At 28.2% G+C, this 24,604-nt stretch carries 21 protein-coding genes, 1 tRNA gene and 1 other RNA gene; 9 read left to right on the top strand and 14 right to left on the bottom strand.

Annotated elements, in window-relative coordinates:
- Nucleotides 1–57 precede the first annotated feature (57 nt).
- Genes hprK through HV819_RS00435 form a run of 3 tightly spaced genes read right to left on the bottom strand, consistent with a single transcriptional unit; the run spans nt 58 to nt 4,610 of the window.
- The gene (hprK, locus tag HV819_RS00445) at nt 58–984 is read right to left on the bottom strand and encodes an HPr(Ser) kinase/phosphatase (RefSeq protein ID WP_154538878.1); all 927 of its coding nucleotides are present in this window, start codon (nt 982–984) and stop codon (nt 58–60) included.
- Nucleotides 985–993: 9 nt separating this feature from the next.
- The gene (uvrC, locus tag HV819_RS00440) at nt 994–2,841 is read right to left on the bottom strand and encodes an excinuclease ABC subunit UvrC (protein WP_176269397.1); all 1,848 of its coding nucleotides are present in this window, start codon (nt 2,839–2,841) and stop codon (nt 994–996) included.
- The gene (locus tag HV819_RS00435; RefSeq protein WP_154538880.1) at nt 2,841–4,610 is read right to left on the bottom strand and encodes an aminopeptidase P family protein; all 1,770 of its coding nucleotides are present in this window, start codon (nt 4,608–4,610) and stop codon (nt 2,841–2,843) included. Before HV819_RS00435 ends, uvrC begins: the two co-directional genes overlap by 1 nt.
- A gap of 134 nt (nt 4,611–4,744) precedes the next feature.
- Between HV819_RS00435 and ychF the strand changes: the two genes are divergently transcribed.
- Nucleotides 4,745–5,842, top strand: coding sequence for a redox-regulated ATPase YchF (gene ychF, locus HV819_RS00430; RefSeq protein WP_176269285.1), 1,098 nt, complete (start codon nt 4,745–4,747; stop codon nt 5,840–5,842).
- Nucleotides 5,843–5,849: 7 nt separating this feature from the next.
- Nucleotides 5,850–6,467: a thymidine kinase gene (locus HV819_RS00425; RefSeq protein WP_176269284.1), complete on the top strand. Its 618-nt coding sequence runs from the start codon at nt 5,850–5,852 to the stop codon at nt 6,465–6,467.
- A gap of 34 nt (nt 6,468–6,501) precedes the next feature.
- Here HV819_RS00425 and HV819_RS00420 read toward each other — a convergent pair whose 3' ends face one another.
- Nucleotides 6,502–7,683, bottom strand: a complete 1,182-nt coding sequence (locus tag HV819_RS00420) for an acetyl-CoA C-acetyltransferase (RefSeq protein ID WP_176269283.1) — start codon at nt 7,681–7,683, stop codon at nt 6,502–6,504.
- Between the two features lie 186 nt (nt 7,684–7,869).
- Entirely contained in the window at nt 7,870–9,201 is a 1,332-nt protein-coding gene (gene brnQ, locus HV819_RS00415; protein WP_176269282.1) for a branched-chain amino acid transport system II carrier protein, read from the bottom strand.
- A gap of 245 nt (nt 9,202–9,446) precedes the next feature.
- Between brnQ and HV819_RS11500 the strand changes: the two genes are divergently transcribed.
- Together HV819_RS11500 and HV819_RS11495 are read left to right on the top strand one after the other, a co-directional pair.
- Nucleotides 9,447–10,001 (top strand): IS110 family transposase, encoded by a 555-nt coding sequence (locus HV819_RS11500; RefSeq protein ID WP_235942748.1) that lies wholly within the window; start codon nt 9,447–9,449, stop codon nt 9,999–10,001.
- A gap of 210 nt (nt 10,002–10,211) precedes the next feature.
- Nucleotides 10,212–10,433 (top strand): IS110 family transposase, encoded by a 222-nt coding sequence (locus HV819_RS11495; protein ID WP_235942747.1) that lies wholly within the window; start codon nt 10,212–10,214, stop codon nt 10,431–10,433.
- Nucleotides 10,434–10,998: 565 nt separating this feature from the next.
- On the opposite strand, the gene map is transcribed toward HV819_RS11495, so the two are convergent.
- Together map and HV819_RS00400 are read right to left on the bottom strand one after the other, a co-directional pair.
- A complete protein-coding gene (gene map / locus HV819_RS00405; RefSeq protein WP_176269281.1) occupies nt 10,999–11,799 on the bottom strand; it encodes a type I methionyl aminopeptidase in 801 nt (266 codons plus the stop codon).
- A 17-nt stretch (nt 11,800–11,816) separates the two neighbouring features.
- Nucleotides 11,817–12,614: a nitroreductase family protein gene (locus HV819_RS00400; protein WP_176269280.1), complete on the bottom strand. Its 798-nt coding sequence runs from the start codon at nt 12,612–12,614 to the stop codon at nt 11,817–11,819.
- Nucleotides 12,615–12,713: 99 nt separating this feature from the next.
- On the opposite strand from HV819_RS00400, the gene HV819_RS00395 reads away from it, so the two are divergent.
- The gene (locus tag HV819_RS00395) at nt 12,714–14,522 is read left to right on the top strand and encodes an ATP-dependent helicase (RefSeq protein WP_176269279.1); all 1,809 of its coding nucleotides are present in this window, start codon (nt 12,714–12,716) and stop codon (nt 14,520–14,522) included.
- A 19-nt stretch (nt 14,523–14,541) separates the two neighbouring features.
- Here HV819_RS00395 and hydF read toward each other — a convergent pair whose 3' ends face one another.
- From hydF to dnaX, 5 genes are all read right to left on the bottom strand, one after another.
- The gene (gene hydF / locus HV819_RS00390) at nt 14,542–15,681 is read right to left on the bottom strand and encodes a [FeFe] hydrogenase H-cluster maturation GTPase HydF (RefSeq protein WP_176269278.1); all 1,140 of its coding nucleotides are present in this window, start codon (nt 15,679–15,681) and stop codon (nt 14,542–14,544) included.
- The gene (gene hydG, locus HV819_RS00385; protein WP_176269277.1) at nt 15,678–17,102 is read right to left on the bottom strand and encodes a [FeFe] hydrogenase H-cluster radical SAM maturase HydG; all 1,425 of its coding nucleotides are present in this window, start codon (nt 17,100–17,102) and stop codon (nt 15,678–15,680) included. The genes hydF and hydG overlap by 4 nt, the downstream gene beginning before the upstream one ends.
- A 441-nt stretch (nt 17,103–17,543) precedes the next feature.
- Nucleotides 17,544–18,143, bottom strand: coding sequence for a recombination mediator RecR (gene recR / locus HV819_RS00380; RefSeq protein WP_154538890.1), 600 nt, complete (start codon nt 18,141–18,143; stop codon nt 17,544–17,546).
- Nucleotides 18,143–18,478, bottom strand: a complete 336-nt coding sequence (locus HV819_RS00375; RefSeq protein ID WP_154538891.1) for a YbaB/EbfC family nucleoid-associated protein — start codon at nt 18,476–18,478, stop codon at nt 18,143–18,145. Before HV819_RS00375 ends, recR begins: the two co-directional genes overlap by 1 nt.
- Before the next feature lie 11 nt (nt 18,479–18,489).
- On the bottom strand, nt 18,490–20,211 hold the full coding sequence (gene dnaX / locus HV819_RS00370; RefSeq protein ID WP_176269276.1) for a DNA polymerase III subunit gamma/tau: 1,722 nt from the start codon (nt 20,209–20,211) through the stop codon (nt 18,490–18,492).
- A 111-nt stretch (nt 20,212–20,322) separates the two neighbouring features.
- Between dnaX and HV819_RS00365 the strand changes: the two genes are divergently transcribed.
- The 3 genes from HV819_RS00365 (at nt 20,323) to cbpB (ending at nt 21,227) form a co-directional block, all read left to right on the top strand.
- Nucleotides 20,323–20,413, top strand: a tRNA-Ser gene (locus HV819_RS00365).
- Nucleotides 20,413–20,679: signal recognition particle sRNA large type (gene ffs / locus HV819_RS00360), an RNA gene on the top strand. Before HV819_RS00365 ends, ffs begins: the two co-directional genes overlap by 1 nt.
- 71 nt (nt 20,680–20,750) lie before the next feature.
- Nucleotides 20,751–21,227, top strand: a complete 477-nt coding sequence (cbpB, locus tag HV819_RS00355; RefSeq protein WP_176269275.1) for a cyclic-di-AMP-binding protein CbpB — start codon at nt 20,751–20,753, stop codon at nt 21,225–21,227.
- Between the two features lie 54 nt (nt 21,228–21,281).
- On the opposite strand, the gene HV819_RS00350 is transcribed toward cbpB, so the two are convergent.
- Nucleotides 21,282–22,934, bottom strand: coding sequence for a GlgB N-terminal domain-containing protein (locus HV819_RS00350; RefSeq protein WP_176269274.1), 1,653 nt, complete (start codon nt 22,932–22,934; stop codon nt 21,282–21,284).
- 142 nt (nt 22,935–23,076) lie between these two features.
- On the opposite strand from HV819_RS00350, the gene HV819_RS00345 reads away from it, so the two are divergent.
- Nucleotides 23,077–23,925 carry an AraC family transcriptional regulator gene (locus HV819_RS00345; RefSeq protein ID WP_154538895.1) on the top strand — a complete coding sequence of 283 codons (849 nt, stop codon included), beginning with the start codon at nt 23,077–23,079 and terminating at the stop codon, nt 23,923–23,925.
- 41 nt (nt 23,926–23,966) lie between these two features.
- On the opposite strand, the gene HV819_RS00340 is transcribed toward HV819_RS00345, so the two are convergent.
- Nucleotides 23,967–24,599 (bottom strand): transporter associated domain-containing protein, encoded by a 633-nt coding sequence (locus tag HV819_RS00340; RefSeq protein ID WP_176269273.1) that lies wholly within the window; start codon nt 24,597–24,599, stop codon nt 23,967–23,969.
- Nucleotides 24,600–24,604 lie beyond the last annotated feature (5 nt).

Here is a 24,604-nt window from a genome sequence, read left to right as displayed (position 1 = left end):
TTATGAGTATAATAAATATCCTTATTTAAGTCAAGTAATTAATGATTTAAAAAATGTCTAGTCTTCTAAATCATTAAATAAGTTTTCGGTCATTACCTTTGCTGCGTTATATCCCATAGACTTTTCTCTTTGGTTCATTGCTGCCACTTCTACAATCATAGCAATATTTCTTCCAGCTCTCACAGGAACAAGAATTTTAGGAAGTTGAACTCCTAAAAGGTCTGTATAATGATCATCTAATCCTAACCTATCATATTCATAATCTTCTCTCCAATGTTCAAGCTCAATTACCATATCAATATCTGTATATACCTTAACTGAACCTGTACCATAAAGCCTTCTAATATCTAATATCCCAAGACCTCTTATTTCTGTATAGTGTCTTATATTTTTTGGAGCCTGACCTACAACTTTATTATCATAGGATGCAATTTCCACTAAATCATCAGCAACAAGTCTATGACCTCTTGATACAAGATCAAGTGCCGTTTCACTTTTCCCTACTGAACTTTCCCCTAATATAAGTACACCTACACCGTATACTTCAAGTAACTCTCCATGAACTTGAGTTCTTTGAGCAAATACATATTCTAACTCTTGGGATATAAGTGAAGTAAGCCTTGTTGTAGGAAGTTTACTTCTTAATATACTTATATCATAATAGTCAGCTAAGTCTAGCATATCTTTGGGTAGTCCTGCATTGTATGAGAAAATTATTGCGGGCATATTATATGATAAAATACCTCTAAATCTTTCATATTGCATTCTATTATCAAGACTTGTTAGGTAGTTATACTCGACACTTCCTATTATTTGCAAACGTCTATAAGGAAATTCTTCCAAAAAACCTGTAAGTTGTAATCCTGGTCTATTGATATCAGGACTTGTAATCTCAACTTCATCAAAGTCACTTGACTTATGAACTATTTCAAGCTTTAAATTATTTACTACATCCCTTAATTTTACACTAGTTCTTCTAGTCATATTCTCCCCTTAACTATTTAGTTTAAAGTACTTAATTATATCAAGAGCTTGATTTTTACTAATTAAATCAACCTCCATCAACTCTTCTAAATTTGCATTTTTTATATTATTAATCGTTTTAAAGTGATTAAATAAATTTTCTTTCTTTTTTTTGCCTATGCCCTTTATATTATCAAGCTCTGACTTTTTCATTGCATTTGTCATAAGTTTTCTATGATAATTTATTGCAAACCTATGGGCCTCTTCTTGAATTTCATATATGAGTTTATAGACTGGATCTCTTCTTTTTATACTTATTTCCTGATTTTCATAAATAATAGCCCTTGTCGTATGTTTATTATCTTTTACAAGTCCTGCTACTTCTATATTTAAATTAAATTTTTTAAGTACTGTTTTTGCAATCTTTACTTGCCCCTTACCACCATCCATCAAAATCAAGTCTGGAAGTTTACCAAATCCTGTAGATGTATTATTTTCCTTTATTTCTTTTTCTCCTCTTTTAAATCTTCTTGTTAATACTTCTTCTAATGAAGCATAATCATCTGGTCCTTCTACTGTTTTTATCTTAAATTTCCTATATTCTTTTCTCTCAGGTAATCCATCTTCAAATACTACCATAGACCCTACTGTTTGAACACCAGCAGTATTGGAAATATCATAAGCTTCAATTCTTTTAATGGACTTAAGATTTAAAACCTGCTTAAGACCATTAAGTCCCCTATGTTTTTTCCTCTCCTTTTCTTCGAGTCTTTTTTCATATTTTTTCATCATATCACTAGCATTTCTTTCAGCCATTTTAATCAAATCTTTTTTTCTACCTAATTTAGGTTGAATTATAGAAACCTTGGAGCCTTTTTTCTTTTCAATAAATGAGGTTAATGCACCAAGATCTGAGGGTAGAATAGCTACCAAAATTTCTTTAGGAATATACATAAGATTTAAATAAAATTGTTTCATAAAAGATGCCATAATATCTTCTTCTTTTTCTCTATAATCATCTTTTAATATAAAATGTTCCCTATCCACAATTTTTCCATCTCTCATGAAAAATACCTGCATAGTTACATAAAATAATCCCTTGCTCATAGCTATAATATCAATATCTTCTTGATTTGTATTTGTAACCTTTTGTTTTTGAGAAATTGTAGAAAGTGCCCTATGATAGTCTCTATACTTAGCTGCATTTTCAAAATCAAGATTTTTACTTGCATAATTCATTTTATCTATTACAAGCTTCGGTATTTCATTAGACTTATTTTCTAAAAATTCTCTAATTGTTTTTATATTTTCCATATAGGATTTTTCTTTTTCTTTACCTATACAAGGTCCATTGCATCTTTTTATATAGTAATTAAGACAAGGTCTATCTAATTGTTGTCCCTTGTCAAAATTAATATTACAAGTCCTAAAAGGAAAAAGTATGTGAAATAATTCTATAACATCGTTGACAGCATAGGCATCAGGATAAGGTCCATAATAATGTCCCTTATCCCTTTTTACATTTCTTACCTTTTCTATTCTAGGATATTTTTCATTTGTAATTTTTATATAAGGATATTGCTTATCATCTCTTAGTACTATATTGTATTTTGGTCTATTTTTTTTAATTAAATTCGACTCTAGAACAAGGGCCTCAACTTCATTTTCAACAATTATATATTCAAATATTTTTACATGACTTACCATAGCAAGTACTTTTCTACCCTTATTGGCGTTATTGTCAAAGTACTGTCTGACACGTTTTTTTAAATTAATCGCTTTGCCTACATAGATTATTTCGTCATTTTTATCCCTCATTATATAAACACCAGGTAAATCTGGTAAGTCTTTTAATTTAGCTTTTATTTGATTATTTATCAAATTTCCCTACAACTCTCTTTCAAATATTCTAAATCACTTCCTTCAAGATATGGAGAAAGAATTTCTTCACATTTCTTATTATATGAGTTAAGCCAGTCTATTTCCCATCTTTCTAACATATCTATATTAACAGGTCTTGTATCTATTGGAACAAAGGTTAAACATTCAAATTTCATAAATTTTCCGAATTCATTTGTAAAATCTTCCTTTACATATACTTCACTTTCAATTCTTATTCCATGCCTATTTGCTATATAGAGACCAGGTTCTATAGATGTAGTCATATTTTCTATAAATTCTGTATTATCAAAGGCTGATATCCTATTTGGTCCTTCATGAACTGTGAGTGTAAAACCCACCCCATGACCTGTACCATGGAAAAAGTCTTTTCCAGCCTTCCATAATGGATATTTTGCAATAGCATCAAGTCTTTGTCCATTTGTTTTTTCTTTAAATTTAGCGCTCATTAATGCAATATGAGACTTTAATACCAAAGTATAGTTTTCTTTTTCTTCTTCAGTAAGTTTTCCTAAGGAAATTGTTCTTGTTATATCAGTAGTTCCTTCCATATAGTGAGCTCCAGAATCAACTAGTAAAAGAGATCTTTCTTCTAAAGTCTTTGAAGATAATGAATTTGATGAATAATGAACTATAGCCCCATTTTCCTTGTAACCTGCTATAGTTTCAAAAGAATCTTCAATATAAGATTCATTCTCACTCCTTAAGTCATGAAGTTTTTTGCTAGCTATAAGCTCTGTCAAAGAACCTGTTTTAGTTCCAACTTCAACCCAATTAAAGAACTTAACAAGAGTTAAAGCATCTATTAAATAAGCTTTTTTTTCATTTTCAAGTTCTACATCATTTTTGATTGCCTTCATCTTTGTAGATAAATTGATTCCTGTCATTATTCTTACATTTGAATTTATTGAATCATAAATTAATACATTAGTTCTTTCAGGATCTAGATAAATTCTATTTTTTCCCCTTATATCTTTAAGTAATGTATAAATATAGTCATATGAATGTAGCTTAACATTATTTTCTTTTAAATATTCCTCTACCTTATCATCTATTTTATCAAGGTCAACACAAAGATGAATCTCATCCATAGATATTAAAAGATATGATAAAAACACTGGATTATACTCTATATCATTTCCCCTAATATTTAGCAGATAGCATATATCTTCAGGTGAACCTATAAAATTATAATCACAATTTTTATCTTTAAGTTCAGTTCTTAACCTTTTAATCTTTGACTCTAAACTTTCCCCTACATATTCTAAATCATATACCCAAACTTTTTCTTTAGGAAGACTTGGTCTGTCATTCCATATTTTTGATATATAATCTATATCATAAACCAAAGCACGTGAACCCATATTCTCACTTAAATTTTTGTAGTCTTTTACGGAAAAACAATTACCATCAAAGCCGATTTTCCCAAACTCACTAACTTCTTCCAATAAAAACTCTTCTATGCTTGGATCTTCCTCAAAGCCAAGCTTATAAAACTCAAACTCAGTAAATTCTAGTTCTTTCTCTGCTTGAAGAAAATATCTAGAATCCGTCCAAAGCCTTGCTTTGTCCATAGTTATAACACAAGTACCTGCTGAACCAGTAAATCCAGAAATAAACTCACGGGTTTTATAATAATTACTAATATATTCTGATTGATGAGGATCAGATGTATTTACTATATAGGCGTCAATTTGACGACTTGCCATCAATTCTCGTAACTTTCTTAGTTTTTCATCTATATTCATAAAAGCTCCTTTATATTAAATCTTATCTTTCTATTATTATACCATTGTTAAATAATATAAAAATTGATTTTTTAATCCCCTTTGCATATAATAATTAAGGCTAATGAAAGAATAAAAAAAGAGAGAGTGATTAAATGAAATTAGGAATTGTTGGTCTACCAAACGTAGGCAAGTCAACACTATTTAATGCCATAACAAAGGCAGGAGCAGAAATTGCAAACTACCCATTCTGTACGATAGACCCAAATGTAGGTCTTGTAAATGTACCAGATGAAAGGTTAGACTACCTTGCAAAAATGCATAATTCAAAAAAAATAGTTCCTGCTGCAATAGAATTTTATGATATTGCAGGTCTTGTAAAAGGTGCTAGTAAAGGTGAGGGTTTAGGAAATAAATTTTTATCAAACATTAGGGAAACAGATGCAATAGTAGAAGTTTTGCGTTGCTTTAACGATCCAAATGTAACCCATGTAGACGGATCTATTGACCCATTAAGAGATATAGAAACCATAAATCTCGAGTTAATCCTTGCTGATTTAGAACTTGTTGATAAGGTATTGGTTAAAAGGGAAAAGATTGCAAAGTCTGATAAAAGTGTGAGAAATGAAGTAGAGCTTTTAAAAAAAATTAAAGAAATTTTAGAAGAAGGAAAATCAGCTAGAGTATTAAATCTTAATGATGATGATATGTCACTTCTTAAATCCTATCAACTTCTATCAACTAAACCTATAATATATGTATGTAATGTAGACGAAAGCGATGTAATTGATAATGGAAATTCAAATAAATATGTAAATCAAGTAAGAGAGTTTGCAAAAGAGGAAAACTCCCAAGTATCAGTAGTAAGTGCTAAGATTGAGGAGGAGATTTCAAACCTTGATACAGATGAAGAGAAAAAGGAATTCTTAGCAATGATCGGTCTTCAAGAGTCAGGATGTGACCAAGTTATAAGAGATTCATATAAAACACTTAACTTAATTTCATTTTTAACTACGGGAGAAGATGAAACTAGAGCTTGGACAATTACTAAGGGGACAAAGGCAGTTGATGCTGCTGGAAAAATTCATACTGATATCCAAAGAGGATTTATAAAAGCCGAGATTGTAAGCTTTGATATCCTTAAAGAATGTGGTAATATGGCAAAAGTTAAAGAACATGGTCAACTTCGAATGGAAGGAAAAGACTATGTTATGAAAGACGGCGATATTACGAACTTTAAATTTAATGTTTAGGTGTAATATGAAGAAACAAGCTAAACTTATTGTTCACACAGGTTCAATGTTTTCAGGAAAGACAACTTCACTTTGGAGAGAACTATATAGAATGAAGATTGCAGGGTATAAAACTGTTGCCTTTAAACCTTCAGTAGATTCAAGACATGAAGATGAAAAAATTATAAGCCACGATAATCTTGAACTTGATGCTTTGAAAATAGATTCTATTAATGACATTTTAGAATATAGTTCAAGAAATGAAGTTGATGCTATTGGAATAGATGAAGTTCAATTTTTCCCAGATAATCCAACAGAAATCGTAGAGTGTTTTCTAAAACTTATGAAGTCCCACATAACAATTGTAGTATCTGGACTTGATATGGACTATAAAGCAAGACCTTTTGAGATAGTGAAGGAACTTATGCCTATTGCAGATGAACTTATCAAACACCATGCTATCTGTGCATCATGTGGAGAAGATGCCTGGGTATCATTTAGAAAATCATATAATGAAGAGAGAATAGAAATAGGAGCTCAGGATTCATATGAACCTTTATGTAGATCTTGCTACACAAAAAAGATGAAAGATAGAGAAAAATCTAAGAACCAAATATCAATTGAAAAATATAAAAAAACACTGTAAGATTTTAAAATCTTACAGTATTTTTGTGTTTATATTATCTTTCTACAACTAGGGCAGTTCCCATTCCTCCACCTATACAGAGTGTTGCTAGACCCTTTTTAGAATCTCTTTTTTCCATTTCATATAAAAGTGTTGTAAGAATTCTTGCTCCAGATCCTCCTATTGGATGGCCTATAGCAATCGCTCCACCATTTACATTTGTTTTTTCAGGATCAAATCCCATTTCATTTCTTACTGCATAAGATTGAGCTGCAAAAGCTTCATTGGATTCAATTAAATCAAGTTCATCAACTGTAACACCGGCTTTTTCTAAAGCTTTTTTACTTGATGGGATTGGACCTGTTCCCATAATTTTTGGATCAACACCTGCTGATGCATATCCTATAATTGTTGCAAGAGGTTTTACTCCCAATTCTTTAGCTTTTTCTTCACTCATAATTACAAGACATGCTGCACCATCATTGATTCCTGATGCGTTGGCTGCTGTTACTGTACCATCTTTGATAAAAGCTGATCTAAGTTTAGAAATATTTTCTTTAGTAACTCCATCTCTTATATATTCATCATCTTCAACAACTGTAACATTACCTTTTCTGTCAGTAATTTCTACAGGAACTATTTCATCTTTAAACCTTCCTTCAGCACGAGCTTTACTTGCTCTTTGTTGACTTACTGCTGCAAGATCATCTTGCATTTCTCTTGTAATACCATATTTTTCAGCTACATTTTCAGCTGTAACTCCCATATGATAGTTATTATAAATATCCCAAAGTCCATCAATAATCATTTCATCAACAAGTTTTTTATCACCCATTCTAGCTCCCCATCTAGCTTCATTGATTAAGAATGGAGCATTAGACATAGATTCGGTTCCTCCTGCTAAAACTACATCTACATCACCTGCTAAAATCATTTGAGCTGCTAGTGATACTGTTCTAAGACCTGAACCACAAACCTTATTAATTGTCATTGCTGGAACTGTTTCTGGAACTCCTGCCCCTAAAGAAACTTGTCTAGCAACATTTTGACCTAATCCTGCTTGTAATACACAACCTAATACTGTCTCTTCTATATCTTCTGGTTTAATTCCTGCTCTTTCAATTGCTGCTTTTGCAGCAACAACCCCTAAATCAACTGCACTTTTTGATTTTAAACTGCCTCCGAAGCTTCCTACTGGTGTTCTTGCTGCACTTGCAATAACTACTTTTCTTGTCATATTTTCCCCTTTCAATATTTGATAAATAATTAACTTATATGTAGATTATAACACGTGGTTAAAAATTTATCAAACATTTTTTGATTTTTATGAAATTCTTTATTAAAACTATTTTACTAGCTAATAAAAAATATACATGAAATAAATATATTTGCAAACTATTTCTTAAAATAAAACTGCCTAATTTTACTTAGACAGATCAATGTTAGTTTTTGAATTGAATTTATTTACGTAGATTAAAGTTAATATGAAAACAATTATAAAGGGATATACCCAAGGAAAATCTTTATTATTGATTGAAATAATTTTAAGAATATTACTTAAAGCTTCTTGTATAGCATCAAATAATTCAAAATTAATATTTAGCAACTTTTCAATTACACTTATAAAACTTATTATAGCATCTATAAAAGAGACAATGGAAACAGTTATAAATGAATTTCTTACCAAAATTTTATCCAACTTATTCTTACCATATAGATTAAAAATAACTAATAAAATAGCTAATGGATAAGCAAATTGTAAAAATGGACCTGTAAATTCAACTATACTATCCACTCCCAATACCGATAAAACTAAGGAAGTTAATGTTATTAGACATGCATTAAACTTATATGAAAGTCTATTATTTGAATACTTAACAAATATTTCTGATATTGATGATATAAGACCAGTGGCTGTTGTAAAACATGCTAATATTAATGCTATGAGTAGTATATACCTCCCCTTACTGCCTAATATTTCTTTTGAAATAAAGTTTAATAGCTCTACCCTTGACAGACCATCAACACTTTTAGATACACTTGCTCCTAAATATGCAAGTGACATATATACTAACACTAAACCAATCACAGCTACAAATGAAGCCTCTATTGTTTTTTTAAGAATTTCATTTTTATAGCCCTTCTTTACAATACTCTTTACTATAATAGGAGTAAAAGCTAAAGCTGCTAGTGCATCCATTGTATTATATCCTTCAAGCATAGAATTTGATAAAATTTTTCCAGTATGCATATTTACATCTTTCATTTCTCCTATAGGGTTTATAACACCAACTATAATCATTATAAACAAGGAAATTAGTAAAAGAGGTGTTAAAAACTTACCTATAAAATCTACAACTGAACTTTCTCCTAAGGCTAAACATAAAGATATAAAGAAAAAAATTATAGAAAACACTAAAGGCGATATATTAAATCCACTAGATGTGAGCATTTCAGAGCTTGTAGCTGCTGTTCTTGGTATAGCTCCCAAAGGTCCTATACAAAGAGCGATAATAAAAATTATAACTTTAGACAACTTGTTTCCTGCAAGTGAAGTAAATGAAAATATATTACCATGACTTTTTGCAACACTTATAACTGCAATTAAAGTTAGGCCAACCCCTACTATCGTAAAACCAATGCCTGCATAGAGCCAATTATTTCCATATGTATAACCGAGCATTGGTGGAAATATCAAATTTCCTGCTCCAAAAAACATTGCAAATAATGCAAAACCTATTACTATTATATCCATATTTCCTCCTTGTATAATGAACACATAGTAAATAGTGTTCAAATTTCATTTTTACTATATGATAATCATAGGCTTGTGGATTGTTGTTTCCTCCTATAGCTTTTGACTATTTTATTTAGGGTGCAACCACAATTCTATGTTTATTTGTTTATGAGTTAGATAACGCTTGACGTTTTATCTCAAGCAAGGATACGATACATATTTTTTTGTGGATATCACAACCATTTTATTTGAAAGGATATTTTATGATTTTAGTTGGTATCGATGTTGCTAAGGATAAGCATGATTGCTATATTTGTCATTCAAATGGAACTGTTATTAAAGATTCTTTTTCTTTTGATAACAATAGGGTTGGCTTTGATTTGCTTTTGTCTTTTTTGCCTGATTCTTCTGAAAATGTAAAAGTGGGGCTTGAAGCTACTGGACATTATTCTTTAAAATTGATCAATTTCTTAGTTGAGAATGGTTTTAATCCTGTTATCTTCAATCCACTTCAAATTAATCTTTTCAGAAAAGCTCATACGCTTAGAAAGACTAAAACTGATAAAATTGATGCTAAGTTAATTGCTCTTATGTTATTTGCCAGTGATGCTAAACCCCACTTGGGTTTATCTTATTATATTTTGGAGCTTAAGTCACTTACTAGATACAGATTTAGACTTAAAGAGCAATTATCTAAGCTTAAGATTTCAATTTCTAGGATTGTCAATATCATTTTTCCTGAGCTTGAGTCTTGTGTCTATTCTATTAATCAGAAGTCTACTTTAGCTATGCTTAAGAGTTTAGAGTTTCCCTTCTAAAAAGCTCATTGCATATGCTCATCTTACAAAACTTACTAATGTTCTTAAGTCTAATTCTATAAGGATAAGGCTATTTGTATAAAGATAGCCGCGGAGAATTCTATTGGTTCTGATTCTGATGCTATTAGTTTTGAACTTATCCAAACTATTGATTTAATTGATTTCTATTCTTCTAAAATTAAAGAGTTAGAGGATAAAATCAATATGATTATGGATCAGATTCAGTCACCACTGATGTCTATTCCTGGGATTTCTTATACCTTAGCTTCTATCATTTTAGCTGAAATTGTTGATATCAATAGGTTTGATAATGATGGTCAACTCCTTGCTTTTGTTGGTCTAGATCCTTGTACTCACCAATCAGGTAAGTTTGTTGCTACAGGTGTGTCTATAGTTAAACGAGGGTCACCTTATCTTAGGTGGCTCTTTTAAATGCTGCAAGGCTAGTAGCTATGAGGGATGAAACTCTTGCTTTATATTATCAGAAAAAGAAATCTGAGGGTAAACATCATTATGTTGTACTTACCAATACTGCTAGAAAGCTTATTAGAGTTATTTTTAAACTTCTTAAAGATAACTGCAAGTTTGAACCACAAATTAATTAATTTTTTAAGCTAGATTAACTAGCTTTATTTCCTATGCTTATTTTTATTGTTTTTAAAAGCGTTTCTATTCATAAATTATTTTACATATTTTCTAATTTTCTCCTTAGTTAGTCTAAACGTACTTTTATATTTTACCAGTTTTTTGGTTACTTATTAAGTGTTTTAAAAAAATATATAGCAACAATTAATATATTTGAAATAAAATTACAAATATATCTTAAATTTTTGAATAATGAATTGCATAAGTAAACATCAGTTTTGTATATATTTAAAAATCCCTTTATAAAAGCGTTTGTAAATTAAAATTTATTAAGGCATATTCAAAAGAAGAATAATAATAGATTAAATTTATATATTTTGGTTTTTTCATAAAAATAAAGGGGTACCCCCCTTTATTTGTAATTTTCAATAAATTTTAAATCTTTGTCACTAAGTTCAAACTTATCTTGGTCTGTAATAATCTCAGCCTTATTTTTTCTTATTACTAATTGGTGTTCAAATTGAGAACAAACAGAGCCATCACTAGTTCTAGCTGTCCATCCATTTGAATCTATTTTTGACTTCCAATTGCCTATACAAATCATAGGTTCTATAGTAAAGACCATATTTTCTTGAATCCTTGGTCCAAAACCTCTTTTGCCATAGTGAGGGACTTGTGGATCTTCATGCATTTCTTTTCCTATGCCATGTCCTATAAAATCTCTTATTACAGAAAAACCATTTTCTTTTTCTACATATTCTTGGATAGCAGCTCCTATATCGCCAATCCTATTTCCTGGTATTGCCTCTTCTATTCCTTTGTATAGGGCTTTTAAGTTAACATCAACTAATTTTTCATTTTCTTTTGATAGTTTACCTATTTTATAAGTCCAACAAGAGTCAGCAAGTCCTCCATCTAAATCTATTACATTATCTATTGACACGACATCCCCTTCTTTTAGAACATAATCCGAAGGAAATCCATGACATATCTCATCATTTACAGAAATACACAGTGTATATGGAAATCCTTGATAGCCTAATTGAGCTGGTATAGCCTTATGAAATTTGATGAATTTATTAGCGAAATCATCAAGAAATAAAGTGGTTATACCTGGTCTTATGATTTCTTTAATAGCTAGATGAGTTTTGCAAAGTACTTCTGAAGCCCTATACATCTTTTCTATATCTTTACTTGTCTTTAAAGTTATCATTAATATCCTTCTTTAATTTATAATTCTTTTTGAGCTATAAATACTTGTTTTGAACCATCAAGATTAGGTTTAACATCCCATGAAGAATTAATGGATAAGTCTTTTGTGAGTTGGTCGAAATAATACATTACTATTCCTGCATCAACTAAGTTTGATTCATCCTTATAATCTTCTAAATAAAGTTTTACAAGATTATCTACAAGAACAAACCTCCAAGGTTGTGAGTTATATGAAGATGGTGCAAATCTTAAATAAGAAAACAAATCATCCATGCCTCTTTGTTCGATTTCCTCAACACTTGCCTTATGGTTTAAATCATCTATAAAAACAAATTCATTAATTCCTTTTCTATCATCAAACCTATGCTCTCTTACCTCTTCATTAAGAGCTTCACCTACAGCTAGAATAGATTTGATATTACCTTTACTATCTAAAAAAGCACTATTTAAATCATCTTCACTTGCATCTACTACTGAAATCCAACATGAAGCAAGTCCTATTTCGCTTAATTTTGTAATCAATTCTTCTAGACCATATGCCCCCTTAACAAGGGCTTTTTGATTATGATTTTTAACATCAAGACCTACATATATAGGAGCTTTTATCATCACTCCTTTGTATCCAGCCTTTCCATTTAACTTTTCATAAAGACCTTCTCCATCTTTAGAAATTTCAAAGGATAAATCTTCTTCATAAAGTCCTGCTTTAATATCTGTTACATATTCATATATTTTCTCGATTTTTGATTCCTCTACTTTAGATTCTTTAAATTCTCTAGTAGATGTTCTTGTTTTTAAAAAATTTGTAGTTAACATAATTCCTCCCGTTTTTTATACTATACCTTAAATTAAGCCAAAGTAATAATGAAAAGCTTTATATAGTAAATTTCCATACTTATATGATAAAATATAAATATGATATTGACAAGTAAACAAGAAAAAGCAGCAAATCATAAAGAGGGACCCTTATTAGTATTAGCCATACCTGGAAGTGGTAAGACAACAATGCTTTTAGAAAGAATAAAAATACTTTCAAGAATTATTGATAAGACAAGAATACTTTCTCTAACATTTTCAAAAATTCAAGCTGAAGATATGAAAGAAAGATCTAAGGACTTAAAGTCTAATTTTATGACAATCCATGCATTTTGCTACTTAATAATTAGAAATTATTTAAGAAAATACAATAGAGAAATAAGACTTATAGAAGATGAAAAAATTTACAACAAATATAATTTGGTCGGTGAAATTTATGAGAAGATAAATCATTACCCTATTTCTAGAGAAGATTTGGCTTTGTTTTTTAGGGAAGTTTCTTTTATGAAAAACTCTATTTTAGATAAGTCTTACTTAAAAAATATAGAAATAAAAAATATAAGTAAAATTTATGAAATATATGAAGAAATAAAAAACAAAAAGCATCTCCTAGATTTTGATGATATGCAAGTAAAAGCTTTAGAGATACTTAAAAACGATAAATCTATCTTAATGTCCATAAAGAGTAAATATAAGTATTATCAACTTGACGAAGGACAAGATGCATCTTTATTACAGTTTAAGATTTTAGAAGAGATAATATATCCTGAGAATAATATTTTAATAGTTGCAGATGATGATCAATCTATTTATTCATTCAGGGCAGCCAATCCATCTTATTTATTAAATTTTAAAAATAAATTTGAAAATTCTAAAATAATGTGGCTTGATACTAATCACAGATCTGGATCAAATATTGTTAATTTATCAAAATACTTAATCCAAAATAACAAGTTAAGGTATGATAAAAACTTTATAGCAAAAAGAGATAAAAAAAATGATATAATTTTAAAAACTTTTGCTGACTCATCTAAAGAATATGAATTTATAAGAAAAAATCTTAAAAGTGATGAAAAAACTGCAATTCTTTTTAGAAATAATATTTCAGCCATATTACTTATAGCGTATTTTTTTGATAATGATATTGATTTTAATGTAAATATTAATGTATTGGATTTTTTTGAGAGCAAGATTTTTAAAGATCTCTTATCTATAATAGATTTTTCTAATGATTTTAATAATGTTGAACTCTTTAAGGAAATTTATTATAAAGTTAGTAGCTACTTAAGCAAAGAAGATATAGAAAAATTAAGTTATAAGGCCATAAATGAAGACATATTTGATTATTTTTATAGAATTGAATTAGAAGATTATAAAATTGATTCTTTGTTTAATATTGAAAAAAAGCTTAAGCATATAAGAAAACTTTCATATGATAAAAAAATATCCTTTATTTATAATAGTCTCTCATATAAGTCTTACATAAATATGATAAGTAGAAAATATATGCAAGAAACAGTAAATAAAGATTTATATATAGAAAGTGCTATAAATTTTACCAAAGGAATTAAAACAAAAGAAGAATTGTTAGAAAAGATTGAAAAACTTCAGAAAAAATCCAAATCTTTAATAAAATCTAAACTTTATCTTTCAACCATACATTCTTCAAAGGGTCTAGAATATGACAAAGTATTTGTAATAGACCTTATTGAAAATGAATTTCCTCTTATATTTAATGATGAGGATAGAAAACAAAGGTTAGAAGAAGAAAGGAGGATTTTCTATGTTGCTATTACAAGAGCTAAAAATAGCCTTTATATCTTAAGCCTATCTAAAAGAAATAAAAAAAAGGTTAAGCAATCAATCTTTTATAAGGAAAGTTATGAAATATTAAAAAATAAAAGATAGGCTCTCTCAGTCTATCTTTTTATTTTTCTATCTTATCTAGTATTCCGTTAAGATAAGCTATTAAAATTCCATAATTTGTCATAGGAATATTTTTAGCTTTGGCTTTTCTAATTCTTTCACTTACATATTTTTTATTAAACATACAAGCCCCACATTGAATAATTAAATCATATTTTTCTATATCCTTAAAATCATCTCCTCTTTTAAAATCAATACTTATATTCTTATATTTATTTCTTAGAAGTTTTGGAATTTTAACAGTCCCTATATCTTCGGTTAAAGGTGGATGAGAACAGGCTTCAGTAATTAGAATTTTATTACCATCTTTAAGTTTTTTAACAGACTCAATATAATAATTAATATCACCTTTAAAAGCTGAAAAAAGTACAGAAAATGAAGTTAATTTTATATCCTTGTCTAATATTTTATAAACTTCTTTAAAATACTGAGAATCAGTAATAACAAGATCAGGCTTCTTATTTAAAAAACTAAGTGTATTTTCTAAGTTTATTAGATTAGTACAAACCACACTCGCATTTTTATCTATAATCTCTCTTATAGTCATAACCTGTGGTTTTATCAGCCTAAACTTAGGAGCTTCACTATCTTGAGGAATTACAAGTAAGACTAGGTTTTTTTCTTTTACTAATTTCTTTGTTATTGTATTATCTTCAAATTCATATAAAGATTTTATCTTTAAAAAAAATTGCTCCTTACTTTTTTTGTTTTTTATATCAATCGCAAGAGGATCAAGAATTTTAAATTTCTCTATAAGCTTAATTCCATCTGAAATATCCTGTTTTGTTGCTATATAAATAATATTTTTGTGATTGTTTTTTATAGATATTAAATCATCTAAATTATCTTCTATAGATAGGAAGTAAAGAATAATATCAGCCTTTTTTATAGAATTTTTTGTTTTTTCTAACCTTTTCTCATAAAGACTTGACCCATCGTCAAATCCTGCCGTATCATAAAACAATACAGGTCCTAAATCATGAATTTCCATAGATTTTTTAATAGGATCAGTTGTAGTACCTCTTTCTTCTGAAACTATAGAAGTATCTTCTCCTGTTATAAAATTTAAAAAGGAAGACTTACCAGAATTAGTCTTTCCAACCAAGGCCATGGTAAGTCTTTCTGAATTATATTGAATCATACGTGTATATCTCTTTTTCCATCTTTGATTTCTTTAAGCCATTCTTTTGCATTTTCTCTAAGATTTGGATTTTCAATTTTATCTATTTCTTTTTTAATTAAAATTTGTCCAATATTTCTTGTATCATCACTTGCATAGTCAGTTAAATACTCATCTAGGGTCAAGAGAGCATTAGGTTGGCACATCTGTCCTATACCATGCTCTTTTACTATGGACATGAACTTTTCTCCAACTCTTCCTTCCCTATAACAAGCTGTACAAAATGAAGGTATATAATCCATACCTATTAACCAATTTACAACATCGTCCAAAGTTCTATTATCAGATAATTCAAATTGATTTGAGCCTGATACATCACCTATGTCTTTAGAATATCCACCAACAGTAGTTTTTGAGCCACCTGAAATTTGGCTTATACCTAAGTCTAAGACTTTCTCTCTTACTTCTTTGGATTCTCTAGTTGATATAATCATACCTGTATAAGGAACTGCAATTCTAAGACATGCTATTATTTTTTCAAACATTCTATCACTTAATGAATTATCAAATTCATCAGGATCTATATCATCTGCTGGTTGGATTCTAGGAACAGATATAGTGTGAGGACCACAATTAAATTTTGCCTCTAAGTGTTCTGCATGCATTAGAAGTCCAACAAACTCATATTCATAATTTTGAAGTCCAAATAAAACACCACATCCAACATCATTTATTCCTGCCTCCATTGCCCTATCCATAGCTTCTGTATGATAATTATAGTCGTGTTTTGGTCCTGATGGATGCAAGGTTTCGTAATTTTTTTTGTGATAGGTTTCTTGAAATAATATGTAGGTTCCAATTTCTGCATCTAAAAGTTTTTTATAATTTTCAATTGTTGTTGCTGCTATATTTACATTAACCCTTCTTATAGATCCATTTTTATGTTTTATAGAGTAAATAGTTTTTATAGATTCTAAAACATAATCAATAGGATTATTAATAGGATCTTCTCCAGTTTCAAGAGCTAATCTTTTATGCCCCATATCTTGAAGAGCAATAACTTCTTTCCTAATTTCATCTTGATTAAGTTTTCTTCTTGGTATGGTCTTGTTTTTAGCATGGTATGGGCAATATAAGCATCCATTTACACAATAATTTGAAAGATAGAGAGGTGCAAATAAAACTATCCTATTTCCATAGAATTTAAGTTTTAATTCTTTTGCAAGTTTAAATATCTCCTCATTAAAATCATCAAGTTCACAGGAAAGTAAGACAAATGCTTCTCTGTGACTTAATCCCTTAGCTTTTCTTGCCTTTTCAAGAATTTCTCTTATTAATTTATCATTTTTACTATTTCTTTTTCCATAATCAAGAGATTCCATAATCTCTTCGTGATTAATAAATTCTTCTGCATATTTTGATTTTACATCATAAACAGACATTGCTACTCCTTTAAGTTTAAAAACCATCCCATTAAGGATGGTCTTGTTCAAATTCAATTTGAATTATAATAAAGTTTATCATATAAATTGTAATTTTATATAATATAAACATTGTCTTATGACAAATTTTTATTTAAATTGACTTAAAATCATAAAACTAATATTGTTAATAATATAGTCAATTTCTTTATCACTTACTATATAATTCTTCTTTATTATATCATAAGCTTTACTCATATCACTAGGACTTATATTATTTATAAGTTTATATCAACTCTTTGATTTTTATAACAAATTCTAATTAATTGTTAACTATATCTAATGCTTATTCTGAACTTAAATACTTAGAATTGTCGATATTCACTTACTTTATTTTTGCTATTATTTTCACAAAATTTTTAAATAAAAAAACTAAATTCTAACCTACATTTTCTATAAATTTCATATTTCTCTTCTATCTTCCAAAGCTCTTTCTAAGGTAAGTTGATCAAAATATTCGAGATTTGAACCTACGGGTATTCCTGATGCTATTTTTGATACTCTTACATCCTTATTTTCTAGAAGATGAGCCAAAAACAGAGAAGTTGTTTCACCTTCTATAGTTGATGATATGGCAAGTATAATCTCTTTTATTCCTTCCTTATCAATTCTTTCTAAAAGTTTATCTATTGATAAGTCTTCTGCTTTGACATTATCAGATGGTGATATCAGTCCTCCAAGTATATGATATCTTCCATGATAGACCGAAGATTTCTCAATCGCTATGAGGTTTCTTACATCTTCTATGACGCAAATAGTTGTTTCATCTCTTGAAACATCTTTACATATATTACATATATCATCTTCAGTAAGATTACCACAAATCTTGCAAGGATGAATTTTATCTTTAACTTCTTTTAAGGCATTTGAGAAGTCCTCTACAGACTTTGAATCTTTATCAACTATACTCATGGCTAATCTTTCAGCGCTTTTTTTACCAATAGTTGGAAGCTTTTGAAATTGTTCTATTAGATTAGTTAAACTTTCAGGATATAAACTCATTACATTAATCCAGGAATATTTAGATTTCCTGTTAATTTGCCCATTTCTTTTTGACTATATTCATCAGCCTTTTTAAGTGCATCATTAATAGCAGCAACCACTAGATCTTCAAGCATTTCAGTATCTTCTGGATCAACAACATCTTCGTCAATTTTTACTTTTATAAGCTCTTTTTTTCCATTAACAGTTGCTTCAATAACTCCGCCTCCAGCTGTTGAAGTAAATTCTTTTTCTTCTATCTCAGCTTGAGCCTTAGCCATATCTTGTTGCATTTTTTGTACTTTTTTCATCATATTATTCATATTTCCACCACCTGGGAATCCGCCTCTTACCATGTTAATCTCCTTTATTCTTCAATTGTTATGTCTTTTCCAAAGACTTTTTCTAATTTATCTACTATATTTTCTGAGTCTATTTTAATATTATTAGATTCTTCTATATTATTATTCTTTTTATAATTTTTTTTGTCAATATTTTCAATATCAATATTGAAATCTATACCAGTAATAGTCTTAATTATAGATTTTATATTATCTTTTGCTGCCTCTAAAGATTGATAATAAAAAGAGCTTTCGTAATAAATAACAAGCTTGTTCTTAATTATATCATAATTTAAGCCTTCTTTATCTATAAAAGTTCTAATCAATGGTGAACAGTTATTTTTGAGAGCCTTTTTAATATTTTCCTCATCTTTTTTGCTTAGAGTTTTATCTTCTCTTAAAATCCTTTCTTCATTGTTTCTTTCTTCTATTTTAGAAGATAAAACTTCTAAATTATTATCTTTAATTTCTTCATTTATGTCTTTCTTCAATGAATCATCTCTTTCAGTGGACTCATCATTGATTTTAAAATTGTTATTTTGTCTAGTTTTTATAGACAATACATCAATATCAGCAAGTTTTTCTTCGACTATCTTATTTATAAGATCTATATTATTACTTGGATTATTTTTCTCCAACCTCTCTATCCTAGATTCAATATTTTTCTCATCTTTTAAATTGATAAGTCTTAACAAAAGCATTTCCATTAAAAGTGATGTATTAAAAGAATTTTTCATTCTATTTGAATAGTCATTTATAATTTCAAGGTAAGAGATAATTTGATTATTAGAAATTTTTTCTGATTTTTCTTTTATATTATCTAGAAAATCTAAAGAATTTATATGTTTTTCGCTAGCACTTGTCTTATATATCATGATATCTCTTAAATAAATAGTAAGTGAATCAAGAATATCCATATCATCCTTGTTATTTTCTCTTAAAGCAAATAAAATATCTAAAGCACCTTTTTGATTTAAACCAATTATCTTATCAAGTAATAGATCTATATTCTTAGATTCTACAACTCCCAGAATAGATTGTACATCAGCAAGTGTAAAATTCTTTTTATTAATAGATAAAACTTGGTCAAGTATTGATAAAGCATCTCTCATAGCTCCACTAGCCTTTGCTACAACAAGCTCTTTCGCCTCATTGTCCATGCTTATATTTTTATCTCTTAAAATAGTATCTATCTGTTTTATTATATCAGTCTTTCCAATCTTATTAAATTCAAACTTTTGAACTCTAGATAGAATGGTTTTTGGTATTTTATCTATCTCTGTTGTAGCTAATATAAATACTAAATGACTAGGAGGTTCTTCCATTATCTTTAATAAAGCATTAAAGGCCTCTCGTGTAATCATGTGCGCTTCATCTATTATGTAGACCTTATATCTTAAGTTATTTGGTGGATATATAACTGTTTCTTTTAAACTTCTAATATCATCTATTCTTCTATTACTTGCTGCATCCATTTCTACAATATCCATTGTCGATTCTTCATCAATAGACTTGCAATTTTCACATTCTCCACAAGGAGAACCATTTCTAGGATTTAAACAATTTATCGCCTTAGCAAATATTTTTGCACAGGTGGTCTTACCACAACCTCTCTCCCCAGCAAATAGATAAGCATGGGATATCTGAGATGATTTTACTTGATTTTTCAATACATTTACAACCCTATCTTGCCCCAAAACATTATCAAAATTTTGTGGTCTATATTCTCTATATAAAGCTTTTGCCATAATCATTCCTTTCTTTATAAAATTATACCATAGTAGGTAAATATTTATAATTTTAAAAATTAATTTGAAATTCTAAGTATTTAAAGTATAATTTATTTTTGTAAGCATCATGGAGAGCTGTCCGAGTGGCTTAAGGAGCACGATTGGAAATCGTGTATACATTGATAGTGTATCAAGGGTTCAAATCCCTTGCTCTCCGCCATGCACTAGATGGGGAGTTAGCGGTGCCCTATAACCTGCAATCCGCTATAGCAGGGTTGAATTCCCAAGTTAGGGTTTTAAAATATATAGCCTGCCTTAGAAAAGTAGTGTTGATTGATGGGTCTTACGCAATAGAAAGCTGTGAACCATGTCAGGACGGGAACGTAGCAGCATTAAGCAGATTTTTCTATGTGCCGTAAGGTCACCTATCATGAGCTGGCTGTCTAAGTAACGTATAGATTCTATCGCACGAGCTTGGGTGTGCTTACATATTATATAATTTAGCCTTTTGTTATTTGTTTTACAAAGGGCTATTTTTATAGCTAATAGGAGTAGATATGATCGGTAAAAAAATCAAAGATTTGTTTAATGAACCAACTGCAAATATTATAACTCCAGCAAGTGAAGTTGCAGTTTTAAGAGAAGATGACTCCTTACTACATGCTATTTTAGTCCTATCTAATAGAGGCTATCAAACAATTCCTGTTCTTGATACTAAAGATAGAGTAAGAGGTTTAATTTCTATATCAAAAATTGTTATTTCATGCGAAGATGTAAGTTTTTTTAATGAAAAAAAGTTAACTGAAACGAAAGTATACGAAGTTATGGACCAAATAGTTCCTATACTATTTGATGACTCTGACCTTGAGGATGTTTTAAGATTAATTATTAATAATAATTTTATTTGTATTACACATAAAAATGGTTATTTTTTAGGTATAATTACAAGAAAGACAGTTTTAGAGAGATTTACTAATATAGCTCACAATATTGAAAATGAATATAAACTTATAAAAAGATTAAATAAGCTGTAGTAAGTTAATAACCCAAAAGTTGGAACTAAAATCAACTTTTGGGTTATAACTATATTATGGCTTATATATTTGAAATATAAAAGATTCAAAAGGTTTTATATTAATTATTTCATCCTTTTCAATACTCTTTTTATTATTTTTTGTAGAAATAAGTGTATCTAAGAAATATGGAGATTTAAGATTGTAGCTTAGGTCTGTAAAGTTAAATAAAAGTAAATAATTTTTCTTCTTGTATAATCTTTTAATAGCATATAAACTATAACCTTCTATTTCTAAAATTTCATCCTTTATTTTTCCAGAAAAATTATTAAATATGTTATTATATATATAAGATAAATCCTTAAAAAACTCTAAAAAATCTTCTTCCTCATCTTTATTTATCTTAATTCTTGATAATTTTCTTAAATCAAATTTCTCAATTGATCCAAATTCATCTCCCATAAAAATAATTTTATTAGATTTTATACTATATAAAAAAGTAAAAAGAGTTTTTAATTGGTCATATTTAAAATCCTCAGAATACATCTTCATTAAAAGAGAACACCCTTCACTTAAGCTATCATAGTAATTAAAACCTAAAATAAAGTTATTTAAATCTCTTTCAAAATATTTTTTAACCATTTCCTTGTAATTATCTCTATAAAAAGGAATCTTTTGAAATAGTTTAATAATATTAGAAAACGACCTATCAAAAATATAAGAGAAACCTAAATCTTTGTTTATATCATTATTATATATAGAATTATAATTTCCAATAGAAATTTTTGATTCATTTTTTATTTCTTCATTTAAATCTTTTAAAAAATTAAGCCATTTTTCGTTGATTCCTCTACTAATATCTCCTTGCCAAAAAATAACATCTTCTAGATTTGATATGAATACACCATCTAAATTAAACTCTTTAATCCAATAAAATATAATAGATTTAACAAAAGACTTAACCATATCTTTACCTATATCTAGATTAATATTTCCCTTATAATTATAAAGTATATCTTCATAATCATAGTTATACATATTAGAAAAATCAAAATTTATTAGGGACTTTTCGCTATTATCAAACTCATTTAGGGAAAATTCTACTAAAACTCCTAGGCCATCCCTATGACTTAAATCTATAAATCTTTTTATCTTGTCAATGTCTAAATTTGAATCCAAAGAAAAAAAACTAAATGGGCTATAACCTAGGGATTCTACATCTTTATATGAAGTTATAGGCATAAATAAAATATGGCTAAAGTTTAAATTTTTAATATATTCAATATATTTTGTAATTGATTTATCATCATCAAAAACACCAATTTCATTTAAATATCTTAAATTTACTTGATATAAATTAAGATTTTTCTTATTTTTATATTTATAAGAGAATTTATAAGAATCATCATAGACTATTGAATTAGAAAAATCTTTATTTTGAATTTTTGCATATGGATCAAGCTTATAAATCTTATTTCCATTTTTATCTTCTATTATATAGATATATTCATCATTAACCTTAGAATTTTTTATTGTTTTTGAAAATACACCTGTGTTGTATTTTCTGAGTTTTTCACTTTCCCAATTATTGAAATCTCCCTTTATATAAACATTTTCAGCATTCGGTGCAAGGAGCCTAAATATATAAGATTTATTTCCTTTTTTATGATTACCAAAAAATTTAAAACCTTCATTTGATTTTCCTTCTAAGTAGTTCCTTGTATCCATAAATATTCCTTTCTTTTATTAATATTATTAACTATAGTACATTATATCACAAATTTCTTGCTTAGTACTGTAAAATTCACTTGTTTTAACTTGTCATTTTCTGTATAATGGTATATGAATCAAGCAAAAAGGGACGATGATTATGGTAATGATAGATAATAACGAAAACGATAACACAGCAATGCAAAGTATATACTTAAATGTACTTTATGCTAAAAAAAATTCTTCATCTAATAAAATAAGCTCTAGGATTCATTTTCATCCTTTTACTGAGTTTTATTTTATTATTGATGGCAATGGAAAATTTTCTATTGAAGATAAAATGATTGATGTAAAAAAAGATGACTTTTTGATAATAAATTCAAATGTTGGTCACAGTATATATTCATCGAAAGATGATGAGAATCTTATTTATGTTTCATTCGGAGTTGATAGTATTTTTGTCAAATCAGTAGATAATAACGAAAATTTAGAAGAGGATAAATATTACTACAACTCTATAGATGAGATGAAAGATTACTTTTTAAATTCTTTCAATGACATCAACAATGAATTTAATTCAAAAGATCCTTATTCTAAGTCTATGGCAAATGCTAAAGCAAGCGAATTTGTAATAACTTTACTTAGAAATTTAAGCGATGAGTTTAAGATAACAAACGATATAAAAATCAACAAACAAATTGATTATATCAAAAATTTTATTGATAACAATTACTCAGAAGATATAAGACTTGAAAACTTATCTAAAATGGCTTATATGAATAAGTTCCATTTAATTTCAGAATTCAAGCAAAATTATAGGGTAACCCCTATAGAATACCTTATTCTTAAAAGAATCGAGGTAACTAAAAACTTATTAATAAGTACTAATCACTCTATGGAAGAAATTTCTTCTATAGTGGGTTTTAATTCTCAGTCTTATTTTAATCAGGTTTTTAAAAAGAAGGTCGGTATAACACCTTCACAATTTAGAAAAAATCATAGAATTTAAAAAAGGAGTTGTTGCAAATGTAATTTTGCAACAACCCTTTTTTAGTTTTTTAACTCTTCAATTCTTACTCTTTGTATAACATTATCTTCAATTGAAACCACCTTATACATATAATTTCCATATATAAGTTTTGTTTTTTCTTTAATTTCTTTTACATCTTCTAGCTTTGCAATCTCATAAACTAAACCGCCAAGAGTATTTGACATATCTTGAGGTATATCTAGAGCAAATTCTTTTTTTATCTTTTCTACAGTCATTGCGGCAGAAAAAGTATTATCAATCGTTGCCATAAGTTTGTCATCATTTATTACAAATTTTATTATTGCAAATATAAGTCCAATAGATATTGAACCAATAAGTATATCAACTAAACCTACAGAATAAACCAACATTTTTCTTGCTATTACAAAAAGAATTAGAGTAAGAACAGATTCATGACTTTTAGTGATTATCATCTCCAAAAGCTCAATACCCACCACCAATAAAAGTGCATGCTTTAAAAACTCATTTAAAAGCTCATAGTTACTTCTTACATTAGAAGATGAAACGATATCAATCCCATATCTTAAAAGATTTGGAACTGACAATAGGACAGATATTAATATGGCAATACATATTAAAACTTCTATAAATTTTATAGCCTTATCTATAAATTCTCTAATCAATTTCTCCATAAAAC

It is taken from the genome of Anaerococcus faecalis (genome assembly GCF_013371425.1).
Lineage (GTDB): Bacteria > Bacillota > Clostridia > Tissierellales > Peptoniphilaceae > Anaerococcus > Anaerococcus porci.
The sequence above is the reverse complement of the archived record's forward strand: the minus strand, read 5'-3'. Positions and strand labels throughout refer to the sequence as shown.

Coding starts and splice junctions, on each gene's coding strand:
- hprK (WP_154538878.1), bottom strand. CDS start 984: ATGACTAGAAGAACTAGTGTAAAATTAAGGGATGTAGTAAATAATTTA.
- HV819_RS00435 (WP_154538880.1), bottom strand. CDS start 4,610: ATGAATATAGATGAAAAACTAAGAAAGTTACGAGAATTGATGGCAAGT.
- ychF (WP_176269285.1), top strand. CDS start 4,745: ATGAAATTAGGAATTGTTGGTCTACCAAACGTAGGCAAGTCAACACTA.
- HV819_RS00425 (WP_176269284.1), top strand. CDS start 5,850: ATGAAGAAACAAGCTAAACTTATTGTTCACACAGGTTCAATGTTTTCA.
- HV819_RS00420 (WP_176269283.1), bottom strand. CDS start 7,683: ATGACAAGAAAAGTAGTTATTGCAAGTGCAGCAAGAACACCAGTAGGA.
- brnQ (WP_176269282.1), bottom strand. CDS start 9,201: ATGGATATAATAGTAATAGGTTTTGCATTATTTGCAATGTTTTTTGGA.
- HV819_RS11500 (WP_235942748.1), top strand. CDS start 9,447: ATGATTTTAGTTGGTATCGATGTTGCTAAGGATAAGCATGATTGCTAT.
- HV819_RS11495 (WP_235942747.1), top strand. CDS start 10,212: ATGGATCAGATTCAGTCACCACTGATGTCTATTCCTGGGATTTCTTAT.
- map (WP_176269281.1), bottom strand. CDS start 11,799: ATGATAACTTTAAAGACAAGTAAAGATATAGAAAAGATGTATAGGGCT.
- HV819_RS00400 (WP_176269280.1), bottom strand. CDS start 12,614: ATGTTAACTACAAATTTTTTAAAAACAAGAACATCTACTAGAGAATTT.
- HV819_RS00395 (WP_176269279.1), top strand. CDS start 12,714: ATGATATTGACAAGTAAACAAGAAAAAGCAGCAAATCATAAAGAGGGA.
- hydF (WP_176269278.1), bottom strand. CDS start 15,681: ATGATTCAATATAATTCAGAAAGACTTACCATGGCCTTGGTTGGAAAG.
- hydG (WP_176269277.1), bottom strand. CDS start 17,102: ATGTCTGTTTATGATGTAAAATCAAAATATGCAGAAGAATTTATTAAT.
- recR (WP_154538890.1), bottom strand. CDS start 18,143: ATGAGTTTATATCCTGAAAGTTTAACTAATCTAATAGAACAATTTCAA.
- HV819_RS00375 (WP_154538891.1), bottom strand. CDS start 18,478: ATGGTAAGAGGCGGATTCCCAGGTGGTGGAAATATGAATAATATGATG.
- dnaX (WP_176269276.1), bottom strand. CDS start 20,211: ATGGCAAAAGCTTTATATAGAGAATATAGACCACAAAATTTTGATAAT.
- cbpB (WP_176269275.1), top strand. CDS start 20,751: ATGATCGGTAAAAAAATCAAAGATTTGTTTAATGAACCAACTGCAAAT.
- HV819_RS00350 (WP_176269274.1), bottom strand. CDS start 22,934: ATGGATACAAGGAACTACTTAGAAGGAAAATCAAATGAAGGTTTTAAA.
- HV819_RS00345 (WP_154538895.1), top strand. CDS start 23,077: ATGGTAATGATAGATAATAACGAAAACGATAACACAGCAATGCAAAGT.
- HV819_RS00340 (WP_176269273.1), bottom strand. CDS start 24,599: ATGGAGAAATTGATTAGAGAATTTATAGATAAGGCTATAAAATTTATA.